Here is a 16,396-nt window from a genome sequence, read left to right as displayed (position 1 = left end):
CAGGCGGGGAAGTCCGTTCCTTGCCCTGGACGGGCCACCCTCCCTACAGTGGGCCGGCCTTGCCACGTCGCCTCAAGAAACCCGGTCTCCGGGGCATCCTCCTGGGTTCGTTCGGCCTCGCGCTGGCCGTCATCCTGGGAACGCTCTACTTCGTCGTTCCCCGCCAGGTGGGCAACCACCTGAGGGAGCGCATGGCGCTGCACGCCCACGGCAAGGCCCAGGAGGTGGGCATCCAGGTCAAAAGGCAGGCGGGCACCCAGCCGGTCCCCAACCTGGACGGGCTCTACATGCAGGACGACGACTTCAGCGTCGTGGCGGTGCTCGACGATCAGGGCGTGCCCCGCGCCACCTATCCCGCGCCCGCGCCCCAATGGTTCACCCAGGGCCTGGAGAAGCGCCTCCAGCTGCGCCCCCTCCCACCGCTGGAGAAGCTGGAGTTCGAGGACAACGACAACTGGGCGGTGTCCGAGCCGGTGACGCTCGCGGGCGGTGTGCCCGGCGAGGTCGTGGTGGTGGTGAACGGAGCCCGGCTGGAAGGCGTGCTCCAGTCCCTGCGCCACACGGTGCTGCTGGCCTTCCTCGTGGGCCTGGTGCTGTTCCTCCTGGTGGCGTTCCTCATCTCGCGCGCGTTCATCCTCCACCCGCTGGACGCGATGATGTCCATGGCGCGCAAGCTGGCGGAGGCCGACCTCACCGGCCGCGCGGACGTGCGCAACAGCAGGGACGAGCTGGGCCAGCTGGCCGAAGCCCTCAACCGCATGGCCCAGTCCTGGCGCGACACGCTGGGCCGCGTGCGCGGCGTGTCCGACGTGGTGGCCGGCGTCATCGAGCAGATCCACCGCACCGGTACCACCGTGTCGTCCGGCGCCGGCACCGTGCAGTCGCGCGTGGAGGAGACGTCGTCCTCCATGGTGGAGATGATGGCCTCCTTGCGCGGCATCGCGGAGAACGTGGAGGTCCTCTACCAGAGCGCGGAGGAGAGCAGCTCCTCCATCATGGAGATGGCCGCCACCAACGACGAGGTGGCGGAGAACGTCCAGGCCATGGCCGCCAGCGTGGAGGAGACCACCAGCGCCATCGAACAGATGACGTACTCCATCAAGGAGGTGGCCAAGAACATCGAGGACCTCTCCGCGTCCACGGAGGACACGTCCTCCGCCATCAGCCAGATGGACGCCGCCATCGGTCAGGTCGACGCCAACGCCAACGAGACGGCGCGCCTGTCCGAACAGGTCTTCGAGGACGCGCAGACGGGCGTGGAGGCCCTGCGCAAGACGCTCTCCGGCATCGACCGCATCAAGGACACCAGCCGCACCGCCGCGGGCGTCATCGACAGCCTGGGCCGGCGCATCAGCGAGATTGGCAACATCCTCAACGTCATCGACGACGTGGCGGAGCAGACGAACCTGCTGGCCCTCAACGCCGCCATCATCGCCGCGCAGGCGGGCGAGCACGGCAAGGGCTTCGCGGTGGTGGCGGAAGAGATCAAGGACCTGGCCGAGCGCACTGGCGCGTCCACCAAGGAGATCGCCGAGCTCATCCGCGGCGTGCAGGAGGAGAGCCGCAACGCCGTGGTGGTGATGAACCAGGGCGTCAAGAGCGTGGAGGAGGGCGTGCAGCTGGGCCGCGAGGCGGAAGGCGCCCTGCGGAAGATCAACGACAGCACCCAGAAGTCCACGCAGATGGTGAAGGCCATTGCCCGCGCCACGGTGGAGCAGGCGCGCGGCAGCAAGCAGGTGACGGCGGCCATCCACCGCATCTCCGCCACCGTGCAGATGATCTCCCAGGCCTCCAACGAGCAGGCCCGGGGCGGCGAGCAGATCATGAAGAGCGCCGAGCGGATGAAGACGCTCACCCAGCACGTGCAGCGCTCCAGCCAGGAGCAGGCGCACGGCAGCAAGCAGATCACCCGCTCCATCGAAAGCATCAACGAGATGGTCACCCACCTGAACCGCGCCCAGAAGGAGCAGACCAAGGGCAGCGAGCAGGTGCTCAAGGCCGTGGAGACCATCAAGGGCGTGTCCGAGCACCAGACGCGCTCGGTGCGCCAGCTGGAAGAGGCCATCGACAACCTCACGCGCCAGGCGGAGATCCTGCGCGCCGAGGTGCGCCGCTTCCGTGTCTGACGCTCAAGCCGTTCCCCCTGAAGGGTCCATGCCCGAGTCCGCTGCCTCCTCCCGTCCCGTGTCCGAGCGCGCCGTCGTGCTGCTCATCGGCGCGGTGCAGTTCGTCAACATCCTCGACTTCGTGATGGTGATGCCGCTGGGCCCCGACTTCGCGAAGGGGCTGGGCATCGAGTCGTCGCACATCGGCACCATTGGCGGCAGCTACACCGCCGCCGCGAGCGTGGCGGGGCTGGTGGGCGGCTACGTGCTGGACCGGTTCGACCGGCGCAAGGCGCTGGCCGTGTGCATGCTGGGGCTCGTCGCGGCCACCGCGGCGGGGGGCCTGGCGCTGGGGCTGTCCACGCTGCTGCTGGCGCGGGTGTGCGCGGGCCTCTTCGGCGGGCCGGCGACGGCGCTGTCGCTGTCCATCATCGCGGACCTCATCCCGGTGGAGCGCCGGGGCCGGGCGCTGGGCGCGGTGATGGCGTCCTTCTCCGTGGCCTCCGTGCTGGGCGTACCCCTGGCGTTGAAGGTGGCGGAGGTGGGCGGCTGGCGGCTGCCCTTCTTCGTGGTGGCGGCGCTGGGACTGGTGGTGGTGGTGGCCGCGCTCTGGCTCCTGCCGCCAGTGCGAGGGCACCTGCAACCCGGAGGCAGCGCGGCCCGGGCCCTGGGCGTGGGGGAACTGCTGGGCCGCACCGACGTGCGGCTGTCCTACCTGATGACGGCGCTGGTGATGATGAGCGGCTTCATCGTCATCCCCAACATCTCCGCGTACCTCCAGCAGAACCTGGGCTACCCGCGCGACCGGCTGTGGATCATCTACTTCGCGGGCGGCATCGTGAGCTTCGTCACGCTGCGGATGACGGGGCCGCTGGTGGACCGCTTCGGCTCCTTCCGCGTGGGCACGGTGGGCGTGGCGCTGTCGGCCCTCACCACGTACGTGGGCTTCGTGCACTACCCCGCGTGGATGCCCATCCCCGTGCTGTTCATGGTCTTCATGCTGGCCATGGGCGTGCGCAACGTGGCGTACAACACGCTCACCTCGCGCGTGCCGGACAACCCGGTGCGCGCGCGCTTCATGTCGCTGCAGTCCGCCACCCAGCACATGGCCTCCGCGCTGGGGGCCTTCCTGTCGTCGCGCCTGCTGGTGGACCTGCCGGACGGGACGCTCGGTGGCATGGACACCATCGCCTGGGTGTCCATCGGGCTGGCGGTGGGTGTTCCCGTCATGCTGAGGGTGGTGGAGGGGCGGGTGCGCTCGCGTGAACAGGCCCGGGCCCTGGCGGTGCCCCCGTCCCAGGGGATGGCGGCGCCCCTGTCACCCCAGGCCAATCCCCACGCCTGATGGGGCAATGTGCCCCAGCCGCCCCCGCGCGCCCGGCCGCCCGCCTCCTGGCCACGAGGCCGGACGGACGCTGGACGGTCGCTGACGGTTGCGCGGGCCGCCAGTGGGCGCGATAACCCCGGGACGTTCCCTCCAAGGGGAAGACGACGACCCATGTTCAACATTGGCGCAGGCGAAATGGTGTTCATCCTGGTGGCCGCGCTGATCGTGCTCGGCCCCCAGCGGTTGCCTGAGCTGGCGCGGGCCATCGGCAAGTTCATGCGCGAGTTCCGCCGGCAGACGGACGACGTGCGCAACGTGGTGGAGCGCGAGTTCTACGCCATGGACGAGGACTTCAACCGCGAGCCCCCGCCGCGTCCGGGCACGCGCGTGCCGTCCCCGCCGCCGGAGCTGGCCCCGTCCATCCTCCCGGAGGCCGCCCCGGCCAACGTGCTGGCGGAACCCGCGCCCGCGCTCACCGCGACGCTGGACCCCGAAAACGTGCCCGCGCCCTCCGAGGCCGCCGCGGATGCTCCCGCCTCCGGCACCGAAGCCAAGGCGGAGACGGGTGGAGCGCCGGCGCAGGACGAGAACGGCCTTCCGCAACTCGCCCCCATTCCGGGCACGGTGGCGCGCAACGCGCCGAAACGGAGCTGAGCCCTGAACCGCCAAGGGGTTGACCTGTCGGACTTCCGCATGAGCCTGTCGGAGCACCTCACGGAGCTCCGCTCGCGGCTCGTGAAGTGTTCGCTCGCGGTGCTCGTGCTGGGCGCCGTGTCGCTCATCTTCGCCAAGCCCATCTTCGGCGTGTTGATGCGGCCGGTGCTGGACGCGCTGCCCCCGGAAGGGCGCTCGCTCGTCTACACATCCGGCATCGAAGAAATCAATGTGCTGATGAAGGTGGGCGTGTACTGCGGCATCTTCCTCACCACGCCCGTCATCCTCTGGCAGATCTGGGGCTTCGTGGCGCCGGGGCTCTACCCGGAGGAGCGCAAGTACGCGTCGCCCTTCGTGGTGCTGGGCTCCGTGGCGTTCATCGTGGGCTCGATGTTCTGCTACTTCCTGGTGCTGCCCTCCATGTTCAAGTTCCTCCTCAACGAGGAGGAGACGCTCGCCCTGGAGCAGCGCATGGACACGGCGCGCATGGGCTCCGAGGACGCGCTGCGCTTCCTGCGCATTGGCGAGGTGGAGCGCGCCGGCCACGTGGCGAAGGAGACCAGCGCCGCGTTGACCGCCGCGGGCGAGGGCCAGGTGCAGGACCCGCAGGTGGCGTCCGCGAAGAGCGTGGAGCTCACGGCGCGCTTGAAGGGCCTGGGCGACCTGCTGGACGCGGCGGCGGACGGAATGGGTGTCCCCGCGCGCGGCGTGCTGCGCCAGGCGGTGGAGAAGCGCGTGGAGGCGGTGACGGCCTTCGGCAAGCAGGACTACGTCGCGTCGGAGGCGGCCATGGACCAGTCGGCCAGCCTGCTCGCGGGCGTGGCGCCCACGCGCGCCGAGGAGATGTCCGGCCTGTGGCGCCTGCAGAAGGAGCTGGCCAAGGGCCACGCGGAGGCGGAGGCCGCGCGCTGGACGCGGCCCATGCTGACGATGAACGAGCAGCTGTCGCTGGTGCTGCTGCTCATCCTCGCCTTCGGCGTCATCTTCGAGCTGCCGCTGGTGATGGCGCTCTTGGGCATCGTCGGAGTGGTGCAGTCGCGGTGGCTCATCCGCTACCAGCGCCACGCGTTCGTGGTGTGCCTCATCGCCGCCGCGGTATTGACGCCCACGGGTGACGTGGTGAACCTGTCGCTCATGGCCGGTCCCATGCTGCTCTGCTACGAGCTGGGCGTGCTGGCGGTGTGGCTCATCGAGAAGCGCCGTGCGAAGGCGGAAGCCTCCACGGACATCACCCCGGCGGCGTAGGGCTCCCCGCGCATGAAGAGTCCTGCCGCGCGCTTGATGGTGGACCTGCGGTACCTGCGCGCGCTGTCGCGGAGGTTCCGCAGCACGCTGCTGCTGGCGGCGGTCATCTTCGGGGCGGGGCCGCTGCTGTATCACTGGCGCTACGTGGGGCCGGGCGGGGACCGCATCTCCTACGGAGAGGCGCTGCACCACGTCTACTTCCTGCTCTTCGGCCAGCCGTCGCTGCCGTACGTGAGCGACTGGCTGGTGGAGACGCTCAACATCCTCATCCCGCCGGTCAGCATCGCGCTGGTGGTGGATGGCGTGGTGCGCTTCGCGTACCTCTTCTTCGCGCGGCACAAGAACGACAAGGAGTGGGTCTCCGTGGTGTCCGAAACGATGAAGGGCCACGTCGTGGTGTGCGGCGCGGGACGCGTGGGCTACCGCGTGGTGACGCAGCTGCGGGAGATGGGCAAGGACGTCGTCGTGGTGGAGAAGCGCGAGGACGCGACGTTCGTGTCCGCGCTGCGCGACGAGAACGTGCCGCTGCTCATCGACGACACGCGCAGCCCGCTGTGCCTGCCGCGCACGCACGTGAAGAAGGCGTCCGCCATCGTCTGCGCCACGGACGACGACCTGGCGAACCTGAACATCGCGCTGGACGCGCGGCGGCTCAACCCGGGCATCCGCGTGGTCATCCGCCTGTTCGACGACGACCTGGGCGCGAAGGTGCGCGACACGTTCAAGGCGGAGGCCCTGTCCAGCTCCTCGCTGGCCGCGCCCGCCATGGCGCTGGCGGCGTTGGATCCGCGCCTCATCCATTCGTTCCGCATCGGCAAGCACCTGATGGTGGTGTCGCTGTTCGTGGTGCGGGACGGCCTGCCGGGGATGAACGTGTCCCAGGTGCGCGACCGCTTCGGCGGGCTGGCGCTGTCGCTCATCCGGGGCGAGACGGAGACGCTGCACCCGAACGGGGACGTGGTGCTCCAGGCGGGGGACCAGGTCACCATCCAGGCGTCGTATCCGGAGTACTGCATCCTGCGCACCTTCACCGGTGAGGCGGATGCGCCGGCGTACGCGGACCACGACAACTTCCTCATGCCGGGGTACCGGTCCACGGGGTGAGTTCCCCCTGACGCCGTGGGGCTCACCGCCCCGGGCGTGAGGGCGCGGGGACGGGCCGCTGTTCCGGGTCGCCCCGCTGCACCAGGTGGATGCGGGTGCCGGAAGCGCCGTCTCCGAGTCCGGGCTTCAGCACCTGCTGGCCGTCGTAGTGCCCGCTGTTCTGCCGCCGGAAGGGGATGACCTCGTCCGTGAACAGGCCGTCCAGCCGCGCCTTGAACGCGTCCTCCACGGACGGCCACTGCTCGTCCTTCAGGTGGTCCGCCTGATAGGCCACGAACGGCGGCAGGACGTCCATCCCGGGATAGAAGAGCACCCCGTGATGGATGGGGAAGAGGAGGTCGTCCAGCGCCCCGTTGACGCCCCGGTCCGAGTAGTGCGGCGCGCGTCCGCCAATCGTGACGGAGAGCATGGCGCGGCGGCCCGTCAGCGTGCCTTCTCCGTAACGGTCGCCCCAGCGTTCACCGCCGTGCTCGCCCACGCCGTAGGCGAAGCCCAGGGCGAAGACCCGGTCGACCCAGCCCTTCAGGATGGCCGGCATGGAGAACCACCACAGCGGAAACTGGAGGATGACGGCATCCGCCCAGAGCAGCTTGTCCTGCTCGGTGGCGATGTCGGCGCTTTGTGAGCCGTTGGCGAAGGCGGCCTTCGACGCGCGCTCGTAGAAGAGCCGCTCGCCGGAGTCGGGGGCGAGGAAGTCCTCCCCGTCCGCGATCGCCTTCCAGCCCATGGCGTAGAGGTCCGACACCCGGACCTCCTGGCCCCGGGCAGTCAGGTGGCGCAGTGCCAGGTCCTTCAGCGCGCCGTTGAGCGATCGAGGTTCGGGGTGGGCGTAGACAATCAGGATGTTCATGGCCCATCAGGTACGATTGCGGTTATTTATCCGCAAGTACGCACAAGTTTGGGAAGTACGTACAAAGAGGTAACCATGAGCCGCAAACGCGACGACGACTCGAACACGAACTGCGCGGTGGAGGCGTCCCTCGGCGTCATCGGCGGGCGATGGAAGGGCGTGGTGTTGTACTGGTTGTTGAAGGGCACGCACCGCTTCGGTGAGCTGCGCAAGCGCCTGCCGAACTGCAGCCAGCGCATGTTGACGCTGCAGCTGCGCGAACTCGAAGAGGACGGGCTGGTGAAGCGGACCGTGTACGCCCAGGTGCCTCCGCGCGTGGAGTACGAGCTCACCGCCTTCGGCCGCTCCCTGGAGCCGGTGCTCGTGGGGCTGCGGGATTGGGGTGAGAAGTACAAGCGCCGGTTGCAGCGCACCGGGTGAGAATCCCCGGGATGGCTTGCGAGCAGGCCGGCAGCCGGTTAGGCAGGGCGCGCTTCTTCCGGAGGCCGCCTTGCACCGTTCCGCTGTCGTCCTGGGTCTGCTGGCCGTTCTGTCCGTGGGCTGCGCGTCGTCTCCGCCGCGTTTGAAGGGGGCGCAGGTGACGTTGGCCTCGCACGCGGATGCGCGGGTGGGCACCTATGTGTCCTCGCCGTGGGGCTTCAGCACGTCGTCGTATTGGATTGAGGGGCCCACGGGGCTCATCCTGGTGGACACTCAGTTCCTGCCGTCCGCGGCGGAGGAGTTCGTCACCTGGGCGGAGGCGGTGACGGGCAAGAAGGCGGAGCTGGCCATCGTGCTGCACGCCAACCCGGACAAGTTCAACGGCACGGACGTGCTTCGCAAGCGCGGCATCCGCGTGGTGACCAGCGAGCAGGTGCGCGCGGCCATCCCGGCCATCCACGAGAAGCGCACGCGAGCGTTCGGCGCGCGGTATGCGCCGGACTACCCGACGGCGCTGCCGCTGCCGGACAGCTTCGGAAGCCAGACGGCGGAGCTGCGCGCGGGCGGCGTGACGGTGAAGGCGCATGTGCTGGGCGCGGGGTGCAGCGAGGCGCACGTGGTGGTGGAGTTCGACGGGCACGTGTTCCCCGGCGACCTGGTGGCGAACGACGCGCACAGCTGGTTGGAGATGGGCCGCACGGAGGCGTGGCTCGAGCGGCTGGAGGAGCTGAAGGCGCTGCACCCGAAGTGGGTGCATCCGGGGCGGGGCACGTCGGGAGACGCGGGGCTGCTCGCGGGGGAGCGGCAGTACCTGGAGCGCGTCATCGCTGAGGTCGCCGCGGAGCATCCCCAGGGGCCGTTCACGGACGTGGCGGCGCAGCACATCCGTTCACGCATCGAGGCGGCATACCCGGGCTTGCGCTTCCCGGTGTTCCTCAACATCGGACTGCCGGCGGAGTGGGAGCGGCAGGCGCGGGTGGCCGCGCCCTGAATGACCGCGGCCCGCTGACGCGGTGGTCTGCTAGGGGTTACAGGGCGTCGCGGAGAGGTTCCAGATGGAGGTCACCTGCCCGGTGGTGGTGACGGTGCCGTTACAGGAGCAGACGCGCTGGCCCACCTGATTTGTCTTCGCACCGTCGCTGTAGAAGAAGATCCGCGTGGACTGCCCCACCTTGCACTGCGGGATGATGGCCTGTTCGGCCGTCTCCAGGTCGGGTGCGGTGGCGTCTTCCACACCACCACATGCGGACAGCAGCATGGCGCTCGCCAGCAGCGCGGACTTGAGTGAAACGCTCATGGGGATCTCCGGCGGGGTGTTGAGCAGGTGGGGTTACTTGCAGAGCGCGTAGGAGACGGTCGTGAAGGACGACGTCTGGCCGTAGGTGGTGACGGTGCCGTTGCAGCCGCAGATGAGGTGGCCCACCTCCACGGTCTTCGCGCTGTCGCTGAAGTAGGTGACTCGGGTGTACTGGCCCGTGCGACAGGGGGACGCGGCCTGCTCCGCCGTCTCGAGCGTGGGCGTGCCGGGGGCGTCCGCTTCACCGCCACATGCGGCCAACAGCAGGGTTCCCGCGCACAGCAGTCCCGTCAGAAGATGCCGCATTGTTCCTCCCAGGTTGGGAAAACCAGATTAAGTGCCGAGGAGAGTCTATGTCGACAGGCCGGACAGCGGAGGGTGGATATCAGGCGGGAGTGCGGCGCTCGTTCGCGGTGAGCTCGGAGGTGGCGTGGGCCGCCTGGGGTGAAACCTCCGGACTGGTCCGTTGGGTGGGGGACTGCTCCGAGGCGCTGACGGAAGGGGCGCAGGTCTCGCTCGCGGATGGGACGCGCATCAAGGTGGTGCGCCAGGTTCCGCCCAAGCAACTCCGCCTGCGGCTGGAGCATGACGGGTGGCCCCGCGCTCGCACCGTGCAGCTTCGTGTGCTGCCGTCCGTGCATGGCGTCACCGTGGCGCTGCACGCGGAAGGACTGCCGGACGCGGGCGTCCGTGAGGAGACGTTGTCTCGCTGGACGCGTGCGCTGGAGGGCTGGGACGCCTTCTCCGGGAGGACCGTGCAGGTGAACGGCGAAGGGGCTCCGACGCGTGAGCCCGCGGGGGACAAGGGCGCCAAGAAGCCTCCCGCATTGGAGGAGGGCCTGGCGAAGCGAGGCGCCGCCGCGCTGAAGAAGCATGGGCCCGCGCGAGGCACGAAGGAGGCCGTGGCCGCGAAGCTGCCCCGCGCCACGAAGAACGCCGCGCCCGTGAAGAAGGCCCGTGGCACGAAGAAGGCCGTGGCCACGAAGAAGGCCGCGCCCGTGAAGAAGGCCCGTGGCACGAAGAAGGCCGTGGCCACGAAGAAGGCCTCGTCTCCCTCGCGGATCCGGAAGACCTCCCGGCGCGCGAAGTAGGGAGTGCCGTGAGGTGAGTACGTCGCGGCTGGTGACTGCCGTCAGTGAGGGGATGACTCCAGTCACCAGGGACGGGGCCCGGTTCGTCTTGCCGCGCCTCGCGCTTCTTCAAGGACATCAAGCACTTGGCTTCCAGCGGGTGTCGGCCAAAGGGTTGGCATGTCTCCTGCTGTAGGTGTTCCTCGTCAGCAGCACTCAAGCTCTCGAGGAAATCCCATGGCCATCGCGCCCGCTTCCGCCCGCTCCGCTTCCTTCCGCGTCCCCTCCCAGGACTTCGCTTCCCGGCCTGACGCCGTGTCCGGCGCCCGCGTGCAGGGCGGCGCCTGCCAGAAGTCCGGGTCGAACTTCGCGTCCCAGTTCCAGCAGGATGGCTTCAGCGCGGGCCCCGCGAAGGGCGCTCAGTTCAAGCAGTTCATGGAGGGGCTCAGCGAGGTGGTGAAGGAGCTGCAGCAGATCGTCCAGATGCTCCAGACCTCCATCAGCGGTGGCGCTGCCTCCGCGGGCAGCGTGGAGGGAGCCCAGGCCCCGTCGGGCGTGTCCGGCAAGTCCAGCGCGGGCGCCCCGTCGAGCGCGAGCGGCACGGGCGGCGCGCCTGTCGCGGGTGACTCGTTCCAGTCGGGCTCCGCGCAGTCGGCGGGCTCCGCTCAGTCGGCGGGCGCCACGGGCGACATGCCGAAGGGCGAAGTGGGCGACTGGATCAAGCAGGCCATGGAGATCCTCAAGGCCGCTGGCGTCCCGGTGGACAAGATGAACCCCCAGGACATCGCGAAGATCATCGAGCACGAGTCCAGCGGCAACCCCAACGCCATCAACCTCACGGACCAGAACGCGAAGGATGGCCACCCCTCCATCGGCCTGATGCAGACCATCCAGCCCACGTTCGACGCGTTCAAGCTCCCGGGCCACGACAACATCCGCAACCCGGTGGACAACATCATCGCGGCTGTCCGCTACTCGGTGGACCGCTACGGCTCCGTGTCCAACACCCCGGGCATCCAGGCGATGAACGGCGGCAGCGGCTACGTCGGCTACTAACAGGGGAGAGGGGGAGGGCCGCTCCAGGCCCTCCCGTCCGCCTACCGCCCCCGCAGGTTCTGGGCGATCTTCAGGATGTCCGCGAGGACGCCGGCCGCAGTGACGGGACCGCCGGCTCCCGCGCCCTGCACCAGCAGCGGGTAGTCCGCGTAGCGCTCCGTGGAGAAGGCCACGAACGCCTCCGAGCCGCGCAGCCGCGTCGCCGGATGCTCCTTCGGCACGGCCACCGGACCCACCCGCAGCACCGGCCCGTCCTTCGCGGAGGGGTCGATGCGCGCCAGGTAGCGCAGCACCTTGCCCTCCGCGCGCAGTCCCTCGACGCGTGAGGTGAACGTCCGGTCCAGCTTCTCCAGCCCGGTGAGGAAGCGCTCCACGTCCGTTTCCTCCAGGTACTCGCGCGGCACGAACGGCTCCACCTCCACGTCCTCCAGCGACAGGTCCAAGCCCTGCTCACGCGCGAGGATGAGTGCCTTTCGCGCCGCGTCCGTGCCCGCCAGGTCCTCGCGCGGGTGCGGCTCCGTGAAGCCCTTCTCTCGCGCCGTGCGCACCGCCTTCGACAGCGGCACGCCGTCCATCAACTGCTGGCTCAGGTAGCCGAGCGTCCCGGAGAACGAACCCTCCACGCCGTGCACCCGGTCCCCCGTGCGCACCAGGTCCTTCAACGTCTGGATGACCGGGAGCCCCGCGCCCACCGTTGTCTCGTAGTGGTACGCGCGGTGGTTCAGGTGCGCCGTGCTCCGCAGCTTCTCCCAGACTTCGCGCGGCTGCGTCAGCGGCTTCTTGTTCGCCGCCACCACGTGGATGCCGCTGCGGAACGCCTCCAGGTACAGCTCCTCCATGCCCTCCGCCGCGGTGCAGTCCACCAGCACCGGCACCGGCAGCCGGCGCAGCGGCTCCAGCAGCGCCCGCACCACGGGGGGTGACGCGCCTTCGGGAACGGACTCGATGCGCTCGCGCCACTGCTTCAGCGGGATGCCCTCCGGCGAGAAGAGCACCCGCCGGCTGTCCGCGAGCCCCACCAGGTTGAGCTGGATGCCGTGCTCCTGCGCCAGCGTCTCCTGCAACGCGCGCAGCTGGTCCAACAGCTGGCTGCCCACCACGCCATGCCCCAGCACCAGCAGGCTCACCTCTTCGTGCGCGAAGTGGAAGGCCGCGTGCACCGTGCGCACCGTCAACGCCGTCTCCGCCCCGTCCACGATGAAGGAGATGGAGCGGGCGCTCGCCGTCTGCGCGATGGCTCGCACGTTGATGCCCAGCGCACCCAGCGGCTGGAACAGCCGTCCCGCCACGTTGGCGCCCTGGCCCATGGCCTCCGCCACCAGTGCCACCTGCGTCACTGGCGCGCGGACCTGCGGCGGCTGCAACGCGCCGCGCTCCAGCTCTGGCGCAAGCTCCCTCCGCAGCACCTCCTCCGCCCGGGCCGCATGCGCCCGGCGCAGCACCACCGCCACCGAGCGCCCCGGCGACGACTGCGCCGCCATCCACGCATCGATGCCCGCGGCCTCCAGCGCCTGCAACGCGCGAGGCCCCACCGGCCGCGCCGCTTCCTCCGTGCCGCCCTCCAGGCCCAGCAGCGCCAGGTCCTCCAGGGACACCACGCACGTGGGCACGCTGCCATTGCCCGCGCCGCGCACGTCGATGAGCGTGCCGGGCTCGTCGGGCTGTTGCAGGTGCCGCACGCGCAGCGGGATGTCCGCGTCGCGCAGCGTGGACAGCGCGCGCGGGTGCAGCGTGGGCAGGCCCAGGTACACCAGCTCCAGCGCCTCGGTGTAGCTCAGGTGCGGCACCGGCCGCGCATCCGCCACGTGCAGCGGATCCGCCGTCATCACCCCGGGCACGTCCGTCCACAGCGTCAGCGGTGTGCCCAGGAGCACGGACAGCACCGCCGCCGTCTCGTCCGCGCCATCCACGCCCAGCGTCGTGGAGCGCCCATCCAACGCCACGCCCCGGCCACCCGCGTGCAACGTCAGCCGCCCCTCCCACGAAGGCCGCAGCGTCGCCACCCGGGCACGGGTGTGCTCGCGGCTCACGCGCGCCTGCCCGGGCTCACCCTCTGTCACCGTCCAGTCCGCCGCGTCCACCTCCAGCGACGGCACGCCGCGCGCGCCCAGCAGCCGTGCCAGCAGCGCCGCCGTCAGCCGCTCACCGGTGCCGCGCACCACGTCCTCCAGCGCGGGCCTCCGTTCACGCACCAGGCTTGCGCCGTCCAGCGCCCGGCGCGCGGGCTCCAGCAGCGATGCCAGCGTGCGCGTGCCGTCCGCCTCCACCGACGTGGAGCCCGGGGGCGCGCCCAGCCGGCGTTCGGCCTCCTCCAGCATCAACAACCCTCTCGCGAGCAGGCCATCCAGCTCCTGCCGTGCCAGCGTGGAGTTGCCCTTCAACGCGATGGACAGCGCGGACTCCAGGCCCGAGGCGAGCCACGGCGGTGACGACACGATGGCGGCGCGCGTGTTGCCCGCGTCCCGGCGCGACAGGTGCGTGGCCACGGACGCGAGGCCCTGGGCGGTGTCGAGCAGGAAGGGAGCGTAACGGGTGATGCTCACAGGGGCGGTCATGAGGTCTTCCGGGCGCGGACGCCGGCAGTGGAGGAAAGGCGGGCATCGCGGCCCACGCCCGGAGGCAGGGCCAGCGCGCGGATCAACAGGGGCGCGAGCGCGTCCCATTCGATGAGGAAGCCGTCGTGGCCGTGCACGCTGCACAGGGCCGCGTACTCGGCATGGAGTCCCTGCGCGCGCAGGCGCCGGGACAGGTTCTTCATGTGCTCGGGTGGAAAGAGCGCGTCGCGGTCGATGCCGATGGTCAGCGTGCTCGCGCGGATGCGGTCCACGCCGGGCCCGCCGTCCGGCGTGGGCACGCGGGTGAGGTCGTGGTGATCCATGGCGCCCAGCAGCGCCAGGTAGGAGCGGGCATCGAAGCGCGCCTCCAGCTTCGAGCCCTGGTACTCCAGGTAGCTTTCGATGGGATACAACGTGCGTGACGACCACGCCTGGGGACGCGGCTGGAGTGCGTCCAGTCCGGCCTCCGCGCGATAGGTGAGCGTCGCCAGCTGGCGCGCCAATTCCAGGCCGCGCCTGGGGGACTCGGGGTACTCGGGGTCGAGCAGGAGCGCCTGCCGGGCCACGTGGTTCCAACCCACCACCCACGCGGACGCGGCCTCCGACGTCGCGATGGGCACCATGCGTTGGAAGCGCTCGGGCGCGAGCGCCGCCAGGCACAACACCACCATCCCGCCCAGCGAGCCGCCGGTGACGAGCGCCACCTCGTCCACGCCCAGCGCGTCCAGCGCCGCGAGGATGGAGCGCGCCTGGTCCCACGGTGTGAGGGTCGCGGGCAGGCTCCGTTCATCCAGGCGCAGGTCGCCCTTGGGCAGCACCGGCGACGGACCGAAGCGGGTGTCGTCGGTGCGCTGCGGGAAGCCCTCGTCCGCGGGGCCGAAGGTGCCGTAGCAGGAGCCCAGGTTGTTGAAGCACAACAGCCGCACGCGCGATGGATCCAACGGCCGGCCATGCCCGATGACGGGCGCCCACCAGCCGCCTTCACCTCCGGCGTGCATGTCCCCGGTGAGCGCGTGCACCAGCAGCACGGTGGGCACCGCGTCCGGCGCGCGGCGGGGGCCGGTGCGGCGCGCGTCGGTGGCGGCGTCGCGCAGCTCGGAGGCGGTCCTCCGCACCACGCGCAGCCGGCCTTCGCGCGTCGCTTCGACGGAATGCACGCGGGAGCGGGACTGCAACCACGCGAGGTCCTCCGGGGGCCCCCACCACCAGCCGCGCACGAGGTGGGGCGCCACGCGGGCGCCCGCCTCCAGCGGCAGGTCCGGCAGCGACAGGTCGAAGACGCGCGGGGTCTCCGCGCGCGGGGGCAGCTCCTGGCCAGGCCTCACGGGTCGCATGGCGTCAGGCCGCGTTCAGGGCCTGGTCCAGGTCGGCCAGGATGTCGTCCAGGTGCTCCAGGCCCACGGACAGGCGCACCAGGTCGTCGGTGACGCCCGTGCTGGCACGCTCCTCCGGGCTGAGCTGTTCGTGCGTGGTGGACGCGGGGTGGATGATGAGCGAGCGCGTGTCGCCGATGTTCGCGAGCAGGCTCCACAGCTTCACGCCGTCAATCACCTTGCGCCCCGCGGACAGGCCGCCCTTCACGCCGAAGGTGACGAGCCCGCCGAAGCCGCCCTTGAGGTACTTCTTCGCGTTGAGGAACGCGGGGTCGTCCTCCAGGCCCGGGTAGCGCACCCACTCCACCTTCTTGTGCTGCTTGAGCCACTTCGCCACCGCGAGCGCATTCTGCGAGTGGCGCTCCAGCCGCAGCCGCAGCGTCTCCAGGCCCAGGATGAACGCGTGCGCGTTGAAGGGGCTGAGCGCGGGGCCCAGGTCGCGCAGGCCCTCCAGCCGCGCCTTGAGGATGAACGCCGCGGGCCCGAAGGCCTCTCTCAAGCGCAGGCCGTGGTAGCCGGGGTTGGGCTCGGTCAGCTCCGGGAACCTACCGTTCTCCCAGGGGAAGTTGCCGCCGTCCACGATGACGCCGCCAATGGAGGTGCCATGGCCGCCGATGTACTTCGTCGCGCTGTGCAGCACGATGTGCGCGCCGTGGCGCAGCGGGTTGAAGAGGGCGGGGGACAGCGCGGTGTTGTCCACGAAGAGGGGCAGGCCCGCCTCGCGCGCCACGGCGCCAATGGCGTCGAAGTCCGGCACGTCCAGGCGCGGGTTGCCCAGCGACTCCAGGTAGAGCGCCTTCGTCTTCGGGCCAATGGCCTGACGGAACGCGTCCGGGTTGCCCGCGTCCACGAACTTCGTGGTGATGCCCAGGCGCGCGAGCGTCACCTTGAAGAGGTTGTACGTGCCGCCGTAGAGGCTGGCGCCGGAGACGATTTCATCCCCCGTCTTGAGGATGTTGAGGATGCCCAGCGTCTGCGCGGCCTGCCCGGACGCGACCGCGAGCGCGCCCACGCCGCCTTCGAGCGCGGCGATGCGCTTCTCGAAGACGTCCGTCGTGGGGTTCATGATGCGCGTGTAGATGTTGCCGAACTCCTTGAGGCCGAAGAGGGCGGCGGCGTGGTCCGCGTCGCGGAAGCGGTAGCTGGTGGTCTGGTAGATGGGCACCGCGCGAGCCCCCGTCGTGGGGTCGGGCGAATAGCCGGCGTGCAGCGCGAGCGTGTCGGGGTGCAGCGGGCGTTCGTTGTTGGGCGTGCTCATGGCAAGGGACTCCTGTTCGCGTCGCTCCGGAAGGAACGCGCGTGACGTAAGGGCGGACGGGTGGTGGGGGACGTCAGGGCAC

General features: G+C 70.3%; 15 protein-coding genes. 9 read left to right on the top strand and 6 right to left on the bottom strand.

Features of this window, described 5'->3' with window-relative positions:
• Window positions 1–59 precede the first annotated feature (59 nt).
• The 5 genes from D7X32_RS22470 to D7X32_RS22450 all read left to right on the top strand — a co-directional run bounded on the left by D7X32_RS22470 (window position 60) and on the right by D7X32_RS22450 (window position 6,435).
• A complete protein-coding gene (locus D7X32_RS22470) occupies window positions 60–2,126 on the top strand; it encodes a methyl-accepting chemotaxis protein (protein ID WP_120604620.1) in 2,067 nt (688 codons plus the stop codon).
• 28 nt (window positions 2,127–2,154) lie between these two features.
• Window positions 2,155–3,450, top strand: coding sequence for an MFS transporter (locus tag D7X32_RS22465; protein ID WP_120604619.1), 1,296 nt, complete (start codon window positions 2,155–2,157; stop codon window positions 3,448–3,450).
• A gap of 153 nt (window positions 3,451–3,603) precedes the next feature.
• The gene (gene tatB / locus D7X32_RS22460; protein WP_120604618.1) at window positions 3,604–4,086 is read left to right on the top strand and encodes a Sec-independent protein translocase protein TatB; all 483 of its coding nucleotides are present in this window, start codon (window positions 3,604–3,606) and stop codon (window positions 4,084–4,086) included.
• 39 nt (window positions 4,087–4,125) lie between these two features.
• The gene (gene tatC / locus D7X32_RS22455; RefSeq protein ID WP_120604617.1) at window positions 4,126–5,331 is read left to right on the top strand and encodes a twin-arginine translocase subunit TatC; all 1,206 of its coding nucleotides are present in this window, start codon (window positions 4,126–4,128) and stop codon (window positions 5,329–5,331) included.
• Between the two features lie 12 nt (window positions 5,332–5,343).
• A complete protein-coding gene (locus tag D7X32_RS22450) occupies window positions 5,344–6,435 on the top strand; it encodes a potassium channel family protein (protein WP_120604616.1) in 1,092 nt (363 codons plus the stop codon).
• Window positions 6,436–6,457: 22 nt separating this feature from the next.
• Here D7X32_RS22450 and D7X32_RS22445 read toward each other — a convergent pair whose 3' ends face one another.
• Window positions 6,458–7,285 carry an NAD(P)H-dependent oxidoreductase gene (locus D7X32_RS22445; protein WP_120604615.1) on the bottom strand — a complete coding sequence of 276 codons (828 nt, stop codon included), beginning with the start codon at window positions 7,283–7,285 and terminating at the stop codon, window positions 6,458–6,460.
• A gap of 75 nt (window positions 7,286–7,360) precedes the next feature.
• On the opposite strand from D7X32_RS22445, the gene D7X32_RS22440 reads away from it, so the two are divergent.
• Entirely contained in the window at window positions 7,361–7,705 is a 345-nt protein-coding gene (locus tag D7X32_RS22440; protein ID WP_120604614.1) for a winged helix-turn-helix transcriptional regulator, read from the top strand.
• 70 nt (window positions 7,706–7,775) lie between these two features.
• The gene (locus tag D7X32_RS22435; RefSeq protein WP_120604613.1) at window positions 7,776–8,696 is read left to right on the top strand and encodes an MBL fold metallo-hydrolase; all 921 of its coding nucleotides are present in this window, start codon (window positions 7,776–7,778) and stop codon (window positions 8,694–8,696) included.
• Between the two features lie 30 nt (window positions 8,697–8,726).
• Here the strand turns inward: D7X32_RS22435 and D7X32_RS22430 are convergent, their stop codons facing one another.
• Entirely contained in the window at window positions 8,727–9,002 is a 276-nt protein-coding gene (locus D7X32_RS22430; RefSeq protein ID WP_120604612.1) for a DUF6289 family protein, read from the bottom strand.
• Between the two features lie 33 nt (window positions 9,003–9,035).
• Entirely contained in the window at window positions 9,036–9,308 is a 273-nt protein-coding gene (locus tag D7X32_RS22425) for a DUF6289 family protein (RefSeq protein ID WP_120604611.1), read from the bottom strand.
• An 89-nt stretch (window positions 9,309–9,397) separates the two neighbouring features.
• Here D7X32_RS22425 and D7X32_RS22420 point away from each other — a divergent pair, with 89 nt between their 5' ends.
• Together D7X32_RS22420 and D7X32_RS22415 are read left to right on the top strand one after the other, a co-directional pair.
• Window positions 9,398–10,093, top strand: coding sequence for a hypothetical protein (locus D7X32_RS22420; RefSeq protein ID WP_120604610.1), 696 nt, complete (start codon window positions 9,398–9,400; stop codon window positions 10,091–10,093).
• 216 nt (window positions 10,094–10,309) lie between these two features.
• The gene (locus D7X32_RS22415; protein ID WP_120604609.1) at window positions 10,310–11,128 is read left to right on the top strand and encodes a transglycosylase SLT domain-containing protein; all 819 of its coding nucleotides are present in this window, start codon (window positions 10,310–10,312) and stop codon (window positions 11,126–11,128) included.
• A gap of 41 nt (window positions 11,129–11,169) precedes the next feature.
• Here D7X32_RS22415 and D7X32_RS47590 read toward each other — a convergent pair whose 3' ends face one another.
• Genes D7X32_RS47590 through D7X32_RS22400 form a run of 3 tightly spaced genes read right to left on the bottom strand, consistent with a single transcriptional unit; the run spans window position 11,170 to window position 16,314 of the window.
• Window positions 11,170–13,683: an amino acid kinase family protein gene (locus D7X32_RS47590; RefSeq protein ID WP_158625737.1), complete on the bottom strand. Its 2,514-nt coding sequence runs from the start codon at window positions 13,681–13,683 to the stop codon at window positions 11,170–11,172.
• Window positions 13,680–15,017 carry an alpha/beta fold hydrolase gene (locus D7X32_RS22405; protein WP_120604607.1) on the bottom strand — a complete coding sequence of 446 codons (1,338 nt, stop codon included), beginning with the start codon at window positions 15,015–15,017 and terminating at the stop codon, window positions 13,680–13,682. Before D7X32_RS22405 ends, D7X32_RS47590 begins: the two co-directional genes overlap by 4 nt.
• A gap of 4 nt (window positions 15,018–15,021) precedes the next feature.
• Window positions 15,022–16,314: an O-acetylhomoserine aminocarboxypropyltransferase/cysteine synthase family protein gene (locus D7X32_RS22400; protein WP_120604606.1), complete on the bottom strand. Its 1,293-nt coding sequence runs from the start codon at window positions 16,312–16,314 to the stop codon at window positions 15,022–15,024.
• Window positions 16,315–16,396: the final 82 nt, after the last annotated feature.

The sequence above is a fragment of the Corallococcus carmarthensis genome, from assembly GCF_003611695.1.
Classification (GTDB): Bacteria; Myxococcota; Myxococcia; order Myxococcales; family Myxococcaceae; genus Corallococcus; species Corallococcus carmarthensis.
Note: the sequence above shows the minus strand (reverse complement) of the source record. Positions and strands in the feature narration are given on the sequence as shown.

What these genes read in the sequence shown, in the direction of transcription:
- D7X32_RS22465 (WP_120604619.1), top strand. Translation starts at nt 2,155, where the DNA reads ATGCCCGAGTCCGCTGCCTCCTCCCGTCCCGTGTCCGAGCGCGCCGTC.
- tatB (WP_120604618.1), top strand. Translation starts at nt 3,604, where the DNA reads ATGTTCAACATTGGCGCAGGCGAAATGGTGTTCATCCTGGTGGCCGCG.
- tatC (WP_120604617.1), top strand. Translation starts at nt 4,126, where the DNA reads ATGAGCCTGTCGGAGCACCTCACGGAGCTCCGCTCGCGGCTCGTGAAG.
- D7X32_RS22450 (WP_120604616.1), top strand. Translation starts at nt 5,344, where the DNA reads ATGAAGAGTCCTGCCGCGCGCTTGATGGTGGACCTGCGGTACCTGCGC.
- D7X32_RS22445 (WP_120604615.1), bottom strand. Translation starts at nt 7,285, where the DNA reads ATGAACATCCTGATTGTCTACGCCCACCCCGAACCTCGATCGCTCAAC.
- D7X32_RS22440 (WP_120604614.1), top strand. Translation starts at nt 7,361, where the DNA reads ATGAGCCGCAAACGCGACGACGACTCGAACACGAACTGCGCGGTGGAG.
- D7X32_RS22430 (WP_120604612.1), bottom strand. Translation starts at nt 9,002, where the DNA reads ATGAGCGTTTCACTCAAGTCCGCGCTGCTGGCGAGCGCCATGCTGCTG.
- D7X32_RS22425 (WP_120604611.1), bottom strand. Translation starts at nt 9,308, where the DNA reads ATGCGGCATCTTCTGACGGGACTGCTGTGCGCGGGAACCCTGCTGTTG.
- D7X32_RS22415 (WP_120604609.1), top strand. Translation starts at nt 10,310, where the DNA reads ATGGCCATCGCGCCCGCTTCCGCCCGCTCCGCTTCCTTCCGCGTCCCC.
- D7X32_RS47590 (WP_158625737.1), bottom strand. Translation starts at nt 13,683, where the DNA reads ATGACCGCCCCTGTGAGCATCACCCGTTACGCTCCCTTCCTGCTCGAC.
- D7X32_RS22405 (WP_120604607.1), bottom strand. Translation starts at nt 15,017, where the DNA reads ATGCGACCCGTGAGGCCTGGCCAGGAGCTGCCCCCGCGCGCGGAGACC.
- D7X32_RS22400 (WP_120604606.1), bottom strand. Translation starts at nt 16,314, where the DNA reads ATGAGCACGCCCAACAACGAACGCCCGCTGCACCCCGACACGCTCGCG.